General features: G+C 76.2%; 6 protein-coding genes. 4 read left to right on the forward strand and 2 right to left on the reverse strand.

Annotated elements, in window-relative coordinates; translation table 11 throughout:
* Positions 1 to 98 precede the first annotated feature (98 nt).
* Positions 99 to 878, reverse strand: a complete 780-nt coding sequence (locus tag VIW71_RS25300; RefSeq protein ID WP_331624949.1) for a hypothetical protein — start codon at positions 876 to 878, stop codon at positions 99 to 101.
* 296 nt (positions 879 to 1174) lie between these two features.
* Entirely contained in the window at positions 1175 to 1870 is a 696-nt protein-coding gene (locus VIW71_RS25305) for a Crp/Fnr family transcriptional regulator (protein WP_331624950.1), read from the reverse strand.
* A gap of 183 nt (positions 1871 to 2053) precedes the next feature.
* Here VIW71_RS25305 and VIW71_RS25310 point away from each other — a divergent pair, with 183 nt between their 5' ends.
* The 4 genes from VIW71_RS25310 (at position 2054) to VIW71_RS25325 (ending at position 10512) form a co-directional block, all read left to right on the forward strand.
* Positions 2054 to 2614: a CU044_2847 family protein gene (locus VIW71_RS25310; RefSeq protein WP_331624951.1), complete on the forward strand. Its 561-nt coding sequence runs from the start codon at positions 2054 to 2056 to the stop codon at positions 2612 to 2614.
* A gap of 1088 nt (positions 2615 to 3702) precedes the next feature.
* Positions 3703 to 4686, forward strand: a complete 984-nt coding sequence (locus VIW71_RS25315; protein WP_331624953.1) for a hypothetical protein — start codon at positions 3703 to 3705, stop codon at positions 4684 to 4686.
* Positions 4683 to 5663 carry an AAA family ATPase gene (locus VIW71_RS25320; protein WP_414720842.1) on the forward strand — a complete coding sequence of 327 codons (981 nt, stop codon included), beginning with the start codon at positions 4683 to 4685 and terminating at the stop codon, positions 5661 to 5663. The genes VIW71_RS25315 and VIW71_RS25320 overlap by 4 nt, the downstream gene beginning before the upstream one ends.
* A 235-nt stretch (positions 5664 to 5898) precedes the next feature.
* Positions 5899 to 10512 (forward strand): SAV_2336 N-terminal domain-related protein, encoded by a 4614-nt coding sequence (locus VIW71_RS25325; protein WP_331624952.1) that lies wholly within the window; start codon positions 5899 to 5901, stop codon positions 10510 to 10512.
* Positions 10513 to 10544: the final 32 nt, after the last annotated feature.

The raw sequence follows: 10544 nt of genomic DNA on the forward strand, positions 1-10544 counted from the left end.
GGCGCCGCCGCCCGGCTGGCCGCCGCCCGCCTGGGCGCCCCCGCCGGGCGGCCCCGCGCCCTGCCCCACCGGCTGCGGCTCCGCCGCCGGGCCGGCCATCACCGGCCCCCACGGCGCTTGTCGACGGTGATGTCGCCGAACTCGCCCTGGTACACGTCCCCCGAGCCGTGGTGGGTGACCGGGCCGAAGTGGAATCCGCCGCCCGCGTCGGCGTTCCCGCTGGTGGTGGGCCGCCGCTCCCCGGTCCCCTCCGTCGCTCCCGCGTCCCCCGAGGCCGCGGTCACGTCTCCCCCTCCGGGGAGCGGCGGTGCTGTGCGTCCCGGCACCATGAACCAGGGCCGCTGCGGGCCCTCCTGGAGCGAGACGTCGTACTGGCGGTAGTGGCCGGGCTCGATCCACCGGCCGCCGTGCCGGATCACGTCCTGGTAGAGCCGGTCGGTGACGGCGACCAGCAGTGGCGAGCCGCCGGCCGCGGCGAGCACCGCCTTGGCCTCCGCGCAGTTGCCGATCCGGCAGGCCAGGTCCACCGCGCTGCCGGAGAAGCCGTGGCCGTCGGGGGTGACCGGCCCGATGTTGAGGCCGGCCCGGAGCCGTAACGGCCGCTTCAGCGCGGTGTTGACGCGGCGCAGGTTCTGGTGCAGGTACTCCACCCACTCCCCGGCGACCCGCTCGGTGCGGCGGGGTTCGACCACCGCGAGGATGCCGTCGCCGCGGTCCTCCTGGAACAGCCGGGCGCCACCGATCCCCGCCTGCGAGAAGGCGAGTTCGGCGACCTCGTAGATACGGTCGCGCAGCGCGGGCCGCTCCGGGTCGGGCAGTCCGCTGGACCCCTGGGTGTCCAGACTGATGATGAATCCGTAGTCGGCCTCGCCGTGCATTCGTCCGCCGCCTCTCACTGGTCCAGCCCTGGTGCGCCGTGCCGGCTGATCCGCCCGTCCGGCCGGTCCGTCTGGTCGGGCTTCCTGCTCTCCCCCTGCCTTCGGCGGGAGGGGCCCCCACCCTCCGCGGGCCGCCTCTCCCTCCTGCCCGCCATCGGGCAGGAGGGGCCCATCGGCTGCCCACTGCGGGAGCTCGGGCGTCAGCCCTCCGGACGCCCCTCCGCGCTGCTGTGACTCTCCTCCCCGCGCGGCCGTCGTGCTGTAGCGCTTTACACACAGTGGTGCATGACGACTCGTCAGATGCCCTCCGGTTCGCCGCTGCCGCCACCGAGCAGCCGCAGTGGTGCCATGTCCGAGACCACGACCGACTTCGGACCGGTCCGTACCAGGCCCTGTGCGCGCAGCAGCCGCAGCGCCTTCGCGACCGCCTCGCGGGTGGCCCCGACCGCCGCCGCGAGCTCGGCCTGGGACAACGCCAGGCGGATCGCCACCGAGTCCCCCTCGGGCCGGCCGGTGTGCTCGGCGAGTTCCACCAGGCAGGCCGCGAGCCGTTCCAGCACGGTGGCCGAGGCCAGCGCCCGCCGCTCGTCGTCGGCGCTGCGCAGCCGCTCGGTGAGCTGGGCCATCACCAGGCCGGTGACGTACGGCCGGGCCGCCATGAAGTGCCGGAACCGCTCACCGGACAGGACCAGCGCGTCCACCGCCCCGAGCGCGCTCACCGTGGCGCTGCGCGGCCGCCGGTCCAGCGCGGCCATCTCGCCGACGAGTTCACCCCCCTGCCGCAGCGCGAGGATCAGCTCGCCGCGTTCGGTGGACCGCCGCACCGCGCACCAGCCGGTCAGGATCACCAGCACGAACGTGCTGCGGTCACCCTCGTCCACCAGGTGCTCCCGCGCCTGGTAGGAGTGCCGGGCGCCGAGCGCGAGCAGCGCCGCACGATCGGCCCCGCTCAGCTTCTCCAGGAACGCCTGGCGCTCCGCTAACAACCCCATGCGGCTCCCCACCCGGCTGCCAAGGGCGGCCAGCCTGTCCCTGCGGACACCGTGATTCAGCCGGATGGACGGGATTAAACTCCTGATGTCCGGGGCGCCGCAAGGGATCTGCCGCGCCTGCCGCCAGCCGCATGAAAGCCCGAACCGGGTGCCGGGCCAGGGGAGTTCTGGCACAGTCGTGGCATGGGGGATTACCTGGAGTTCGCGTTCGACGACGGCCGTACCGTACTGATCGAGGTCTTTCCGGAGCCCGCGGGCGGCGCCGCCGACAACGGCCGTGCGGGCGGGCGCGGGCCGCTGGTGCCGGTGGCCGGGGGCGGGCGGATCGCACGGGCGGCCGGGGTGGCGCTGCGGGAGACGCTGCAGCCGCTGGTGCCGGTGCTGGAGTCGGTGCACGGGACGATGGCGCAGGTCGAGCCGCGACCGGAGTCGGTGACCGTGGAACTGGGGGTCAAGATCAGCAGCGATCTGCGGCTGGGCATCGTGTCGGGCAACGGCGAGGCGTCGTTCACGGTGTCGGCGACGTGGAGTCTCGCGGCGACGGCGACGGCGACGGCGACAGCGGCGCCGACACCGACACCGGCAGCGGCACCGGCGCCGACACCGGCAGCGACGCCGACACCGACACCGGCAGCGGCGCCGACACCGGCAGCGACGCCGACACCGACACCGGCAGCGGCACCGGCACCGGCAGCGGGCGCCGGCACCGGCGCGACGGCGGTGCCCGCGAACGGCGACGGCTGACGATGTACGGACGGTACGGCGCGGACCCCGACGAGGCGGTCCGCAGAGCGTGGGCCGTGGTCAGGGCGGCGGGCGCCCGGCATCCGGTGGGCGCCGGCGTGGTCATCGCCGAGGGGTACGTCGTGACGTGCGCGCACGTGGTCAACGCGGCGCTGGGACGGGACCGGATGGCCACCGCCGAGCCGACCGCCGCCGAACTCGCCGCCGTGGAACTCGTGCTCCCCGCCGCGGGACCGGCCGCGTACGCACCCCGGCTCGCCTGCTGGAGCGCCCCGGTGGCCGGGGAGGAGAGCTGGTGGGGCGGTGACCTCGCGCTGCTGCGGCTGCCACCGCACACGCCCGCCGTCACCCCGGTCCGGCTCGCCGAGCCCGTGCTCGGCAGCACCGCCTGGGTCTGGTACGCCGACGGGGACCCGCGGTCGACCGTGGACGTGCTGGTCCAGCGGCGGCTCGGCTCGTGGCTGCTGCTCGATCCGGGGAACGCGGAGGTCGCGGTCGAACCCGGCTACAGCGGCGGCCCGTTGTGGAACGCGGCCACCGGCACCCTGGCCGGTCTGGTCGTCAGCGTCGAACCGGACGTACGGCGACGGCGGTACTACGCGATCGGCCCGGCGGCGATCGAGGCGCTGCTGGTACGGGCCGGGCTCGCGGCGCCTCCACCGCCGCGCCTCAGCGGCCGGCAGGCCCGGCTGCACCGTCAGCTCACCGACGGCCTCGACCTGCTGGCGCCGGACCGGTACGACCGCGGTCTTGCCCGGTTCGCCGCCGCGCTCGGCCTGCCGCGCGGCCCCCGTGACCCGGAGGAGGCCGCCGACGCGGCGCTCGCCCACCCGCGCGGGCTGCCCGCACTGCGCGACGCCTTTCCCGAGAGCGACGAGGTGCGCATCGCCGCCGCCCGGAGCCGCCCGGTCCGGCTGCTCGGCCCGGCCGACCATGCCGAGCTGTCCGCGCTGCTGGCCGCCGTCCCCGCCGACGAACTGGCCGCCGCCGCGTACGAGGTGGCCCGGCTGCTGCGGCTCGGCGCGGACCAGGCCCGGGACACCGCCGGCTTCATCGAGAAGCTGGAGGACCGCGACTGCGAACCCGGCATGGTCCCGCCGCTGCTCCAGGTGGTGGAGGAGATCGCCGCCGCGCGGGCCTCCGACCGCGACGAACTGCACGCGTGGTCGGCCCGCGTCGCGGCCCGGCTGCGGGTGCGCGACGGCGCGCTGGCGCAGGTCAGGGAGATCGCCCGGACCCGGGCCGGCAGCCGCGGCACCGGCCGCCCGGTGGTACGGGTCTGGCTCTGGGACCGCGGGCGCGCGGACGGCTACACGTACGTCATCAGGCTCTACGACGGCGACGACCGCCCCCTGGAGACCTGGTCGGCGAAGGACACGCCGCGCAGCCACACCGCGCTCTGCGACGAACTGGCCGCCGCGGTCGGCCGGCTGGCGGACTACGGCGACAGCGCCGGGGTGGAGTTCCTCATGGAGCACGGCTCGTTCGGCCTGCCCGTCGACCGCTGGCGGATACCGACGCCGTCACTCGGGCCGCGGCTGCTGGGCGTGGACCGATACGTGGTGCTGCGCGGCCAGGAACCGCCGGGCCGCGGCCCCTGGGAGCGGCGCTGGCGGTGCTTCGGCCCGGACCCCAGCGTGCTGCACGACGCGGACAGCGCGGAGGACATCCTCGGCGAGGACCTGGACGCCGCGTTCGTGATCGCCGCGTGCCCGCCCGACGAGGTGGACCGGATGGTGGCGGTGTGCCGCTACTACGGAGTGCCCGTGATGCTCTGGCACCGCCAGGCGGTCGGCGAGGAGGCGGCCCGGACGCTGCTCGAACTCGCCGCCGGGGACGGCGCCGGCGGTCCGGCCGCGGACGGCCCGAAGGACCTGCGGGAGAAGGTGCGGCGCCGCCGCCTGAAAGCCCGCCGCGACGACATGGCGTCCGGCGCCCATCTGTCGCTGCTGTGGGAGGACCCGCGCTGGGACCCCCGCACGGCGCTGCTCGCCGAGCCGGGGCCCGGACCGGCACCCGCGCAGGTGCCCGTAGCCGTACCCGTGCCCGTACCGGAAGGCGGTGCCGTGTGAACGCCGGTCCCTCCCGTCCCGCTCACCCGCCCAGGACCGAGGAACGCCTCTTCCGCGGCGGCGGAGAGGTGTATCCGGACGAGGTGCCGCTGCCGGAGCCCCCGCCGTGGCGGCGCGCCCGCAGCGAGGGGCGCACCCGCCGCCCGTACCTGATCGGCCCCGAACAGGTGGACGTGGTCAACGCGGCGCTGCGGCTGCGCCGCCCCCTGCTGGTCACCGGCAACCCCGGCACCGGCAAGAGCTCGCTGGCGTACGCGGTCGCCACCGAGCTCGACCTCGGCCCGGTCCTGGTGTGGCCGGTCAACACCCGCTCCGCGCTCACCGACGCGCTCTACCGGTACGACGCGATCGGCCGGCTGCGCGAGGAGGCCGAGTCCTCGGTCGGCAGCTTCGTCCGCCTCGGCCCGCTCGGCACCGCGCTCGCCACCCGTCACGAGGGCCGCCCCCGGCTGCTGCTCATCGACGAGCTGGACAAGAGCGACGTGGACCTGCCCAACGACCTGCTCCACGTCCTGGAGGAGGGCGAGTTCACCATCCCCGAGCTGGCCCGGCTGCCGGAGAGCCAGGAGGAGGTGGCGGTCCTCACCGAGGACTCCCGGGAGCGGGTGACGGTACGGCGGGGCATGGTGCGGTGCGCCGACTTCCCCTTCGTCGTCATCACCAGCAACGGGGAGCGGGAGTTCCCGCCCGCCTTCCTGCGGCGCTGTGTCCGCCTGGAACTGCCCGACCCCGGCCCGGCCCAGCTCGAGGAGATCGTCCGCGCCCACTTCGCCGAGGGCGGGGCGGACACCCTGGCGGCGGACTGGCCGCGGATACGGGCCCTGATCGACACCTTCACCACCCGCCGTGACCTCGGCGGCCTCGCCACCGACCAGCTCCTGCACGCCGTCCACCTCCTCCAGCAGGGCGTCCAGCCCGACGCCCGGCACCTGCGGGAGGCGGTGCTGCGTGAACTCCGGGAGGGGGGCGGACGGTAGCGGCCCTCCGCCGGGGCCCGCCCAGGGACCCACGCCGGGCAGGGACGGGGAGGCGCGCGGGGCTGATCGTGGGGTTGACCGGGGCGCTGATCGCGGGGCCGGCCCCGAGGCGGGTCGTGGCGCTGATCGCGGGGCCGGTCGTGGCCCGGCGGGATGGCCGTCGCCAGCCCCCTTCGACCTGCCGTTCCTGGCGTCGCGGGTCTCGTCGGCAGCCGGGATCGACCGGCTGCACACCGTGCTCGCCGGGGCGGGACTCGACCTGACGGCCGCGGAACTGGCCGACGCGCTGTGGCTGGCACTGCGGTCCGCGCCGGAGGAGCCCGAGCCCGGGCCTGCGGATGCCGCAGAGAGCCCCGAACGGCCGCCGCACCGCGTGCGACCGCCGGACCCGCCGGGGGAGCAGCCGGCGACCGGCGAGTCCGTACCGCCCGCGCCGCCCCCGGTCCCGCCACAGCGGCGCGCGCCCGACCCCGTACCGAGGCCGGGCCCCGGACCGGAGCCCCTGCCCGTACGGCCGCCCGTGCGGCGGCCGGTGTACGCGCTGACCGCCGTTCGTGACGGGCGCGGGGCCGCGCCGGTGCGGGTGCCCGGGGTGCCGGGGCTGCCCAATCCGCTGTCGGTCACCCGGGCTCTGCGTCCGCTGAAGCGGCGGGTGTCCTCGCTGCACCGCTTCGAGCTGGACGAGGTCGCCACCGCCGAGGCCAGCGCGGACGGCAACGGTCTCGGCGTGGTGCTGCGGCCCGAGCGGGCCCGCTGGCTCGACCTCGTGCTCGCCGTGGACGACGGCCTGTCGCTGCGGCTCTGGCAGGACACCATCGCCGAACTGGGCCGGGTACTGGCGACCTCGGGCATCTTCCGCACCGTCCGCAGGTGCGCCTTCGACGCGCGGGACGCGATGGACGCGGCGGTGGTGGACGGCAACCGCACGGTGGTGCTCGCGGTGACCGACGGGGTCGGCGCGGCCTGGCAGGACGGCAGTGCCCGGCGCACCCTCGCCCGCTGGGCCCGCAAGGCGCCGACCGCCGTACTCCAGCCGCTGCCGCTGCGGTTGTGGCCCGGCACCGCGCTGCCCGCGCAGCGGATGCGGGTCCGCAGCAGCGGCCCGGCCCCGGCCAACCATCTGCTGGACGCGTACGACCCCTGGCTGCCCGCCCGCCTCGCGCCGCGCGTCGAACTCCCGGTGCCCGTCCTGGAGCTGGGCGACTGGTCGCTCGCCCCCTGGGCCGGTCTGATGGCCTCCCAGGGTGGTACGGCGACGCTCCGTGTGATCGACGCGGCGGCCCCGCCGGGCGGTGGCTCCTCGTTCTCCGGGCCCGCGCCCCGCACCCCGGAGGAACGGCTCTCCGCCTTCCAGGAGACGGTCAGCCCCGAGGCGTACGAACTCGCCGGACACCTCGCCGCCGTCGACCCTCTCACGCTGCCCGTCATGCGCGTCGTGCAGTCCGCGGCCCTCCCCGGCAGCAGCCCCTCCTGCCTCTCCGAAGTCCTGCTCAGCGGCCTGATGAGGGCCGAACGGCCACTCGGCGACTTCGACGTCTTCGCCTTCGACCCGGACGTGCGGTCCCTGTTGCGGATGGTGATCCTCGGCAGTGAGGCCCAGCGCACGGTCGACGCGGTCAGCGACTTCATCGCCCCCCGCCTCGGCCGCCTCCACGACTTCCCGGCCCTGATCGCCGACCGCTCCGGCACGCTGGACCTCCCGGTCGGGGGCGAGCCGTTCGCGGAGCTGCCGCCGCGGGGCGCGCCGGACGCGCGGCCGGAGCCACCCCGGCCGGAGACGCCCGCGCATCCGGCGGCGGAGTACGTGGTGGGGGTGCGGAGGGCTCTGCTCCACGGTGACGATTTCGCCTACGGCGATCTGCGCAGCGGCGATCTGCGCTGCGGCTATCTGCTGGGTGACCGGCTCGTGCTCGCCATGGGCAGTTCGCCCGACGTGGGTACGCCCTACCAGGTGCTGGTGCACGACGCCTTCCGTACCGGTGACGGGTGGCTCACCGCTGAGACCGTGTGGGCCAACGGCCACGCGTCGCTGCTCCGCGTTACCGACCCGCGGTGGCGGGATCAGGCGATTCCCGCCGTCCCGCGCGGCTCGGTCGCCCCGGGAACACAGGCCTTCCCCGCGACCGCCGCGTACTTCGAGGATGTGCCGTCCGGCAGCGAGCACGCGGCGCGGCTGCACGCGACGGTGGTCGACATCCCACCCCGCCCACCGCGCGGCCGTCTTCCCGACCGCCCCCGGATCGGCCCGGCCGGGCCCGACGCGAGCCCCCTGGGTGCCGCGGTCTTCCAGGAGGGGGAACTGGTCGGGATCGTGGTGCCGCCCGGCCGCGCGGACAACACCGCGGGCGCCCCTTCCGAGGTCCTTCTGGTCTCCGAGTTCCCGCCGAGCGCGGGCTTCCTGGAGATCATCGCGCGTGCGGAAGGCGGGCCGCCCGCCGGAGCGCCGGACGGTGGTGCGGCTGAGGAAGAGCGGGGCGTCGCAGGGGCGGGGGCCTTCTGGGAAGGGGACTTCGGCGGCGGCGACAGCGGGGCCGGGGAGGGGGCCAGGACCGTACCGCCACGGCCCGGGCCCCCGGACACCCGTACCGCTTCCGGCGGGCGCGGCGCCGTAGTGCCGGAGGCCGAAGGAGAGGTCGGGACCGCGGGACCCGGCGAACCGCGCGCCGGCACCCCTACCGCTTCGAGCGGGCGTGGCCCCGTACTCCCGGAGGCCGGCGACGGCCGGGACGCCGGCGCGCTGCCGGTGCGGCCCCACAGGGCGGTGCCGGAGGCCCGGACCCGGGGGACTTGGGGGGCCGGGCTGGACGATGTCATCGCCGAGGCGCCCTCACGGCTGGAGCCGTGGGAGGCGCGGGTACGGGCGCGGCTGGAACGGGAGCTGGCCGGGGGACCGCGGCCCGTGGTGGTCTTCACCGGCCAGGGCGACGGACCCGAGCGGATCGTGCGGGCCTATGTGGCCCGGCGCCACAGCCAATACCGGCCGGTGCTGTGGGTGACGGCTGATTCCCCGGACGCGCTGGACCGGCGGCTGGCGGAATTCCAGGAGACCGGGAGCAGGCGGCGCCGACTGGCCGCGGCCCGGCGGTACCTCCGTTCCCACGAGGGATGGCTGATCGTGGTCGCCGGACCGTACGCCCGCCCCGACCACACCGCGCTGCGCACCCTCCTCGGCTACCGGACCGGGCAGGTGCTGGTCGCCACCTCCGAGGCGGCCGACTCCTGGCCGCCCGACGTGCTGGTGCTCTCCGCCGATCCCGGTCGGCCGGGCGACGCCTCGACCGGGCCGGCCGGGATCCCGCTGCCCGACGAGACCTCCGTGCTTCCCGCCCTGGACGTGGTGCCGGAGGCGGCGCGGGCCCGCCAGGCCGAGGCCACGTCGCTCGACCACCAGGGACTGGCACTGGCGGGGCAGCGGCGGTTCGACGAGGCGATCACCGCACACGAGCGGGCGGCGGCGATCTTCGGGGACATCGGCGACCTCCGGGGTGCGGCCGGGGCGGAGACCAATCTCGGGCTCGCGCTGGCTGAGGTCTGGCGGCTGGACGACGCGGTCACCGCCCACCGGGCCGCCCGAAAGTCCTTCCAGCGGCTCGGCGACCGCCGCGGCGAGGCCCGCGCGCTGGACAACCTCGGCATCGTGCTGCGTCAGGTGTGGCGGTTCGAGGACGCGGTCGCCGCGCACACCGAGGCGCTGGAGATCTTCCGGGAGATCGGTCACCGGGCGGGCGAGGCCCGTGCGCTGGACGGCCTGGCGCTCGACCTGCGGCAGTTGGGCCGCACCGAGGAGGGCATCGCCGCGCACACCGAGGCCGCCGAGATCTTCCGGGCCGTCGGGGACGACCACGGCGAGGGCTGGGCGACCAACGGCCTGGGCAGCGCCCTGGCGGAGGCCGGGCGGTTCGGCGAGGCGGAGAGGGTGCACAACGCCGCCGCCGAGATCTTCCGGGTCGGCGGGGACCGCCGCGGCGAGGGCTGGGCGCTGGACTACCTGGGTCTCGACCTGCGGCAGACCGGACGGTACCCCCAGAGCATCGTCGCGCACCGGGAAGCCGTGGCGGCGTTCCAGGATGTCGGTGACCGGCGCAGCGAGGGACTGGCGCTGGTCAACCTCGGGCTCGCCTACGGCGCGGCCGGGAGGTTCCTGGAGGCGGACGAGGAGTACGGCCGGGCCATCGCCCTCTTCGAGGAGGTCGGCGACCGGCACAGCGAGGGCATGACGATCGGCAACCGCGGCGTGGCCCTGCGGCGCCTGGGGCGGATGGGGCAGGCGGTCGAGGCGCACGAGCAGTCGGCGCGGATCTTCGCGGCGGCCGGGGACCGGCACGGTGAGGGCTGGGCGCTGGACCACCTCGGGCTCGACCTGCGCGAGTGGGGGCGGTTCGCCCGCGCCGCGGACGCCCACGAACGCGCCGCCGAGGTCTTCGCGGCGGCCGGGGACCGGCAGAGCGAGGCGGCGGCGCTTGGGAACCTCGGGCTCGCCCTGAGCGACGCGGGCCGCTACGCCCGGGCGGCCGACGAGCACGCCCGCGCCGCCGCGGCCTTCCACGACACCGGCGACCGGCACGGTGAGGGCCGGGCCACCGACGACCGCGCCCTGGCCCTGGCCGAGGACGGGCGCCTCGCGGAGGCGGCCGAGCTCCACACCCGGGCCGCGCGGATCTTCGGGGAGATCCAGGACCGCCGCAACCAGGGCATCGCCCTGCGCAGCCGCGGGCTCGCCCTGGTCCGTTTGGGCCGCAAGCGGGAGGCGGTCGAGGCGTTCGACGAGGCGATCACCCTCTTCCGCCGGGTCGGCGACAGCGAGTTGACCGTGCTGACGCAGTGGGACCAGCGGGCGGCCTGGTCGTAGCGGCCGTCCGTGTGCCGGTGTGGCCTGGTCGT

Source organism: Streptomyces sp., from assembly GCF_036524955.1.
Taxonomy (GTDB): Bacteria; Actinomycetota; Actinomycetes; order Streptomycetales; family Streptomycetaceae; genus Actinacidiphila.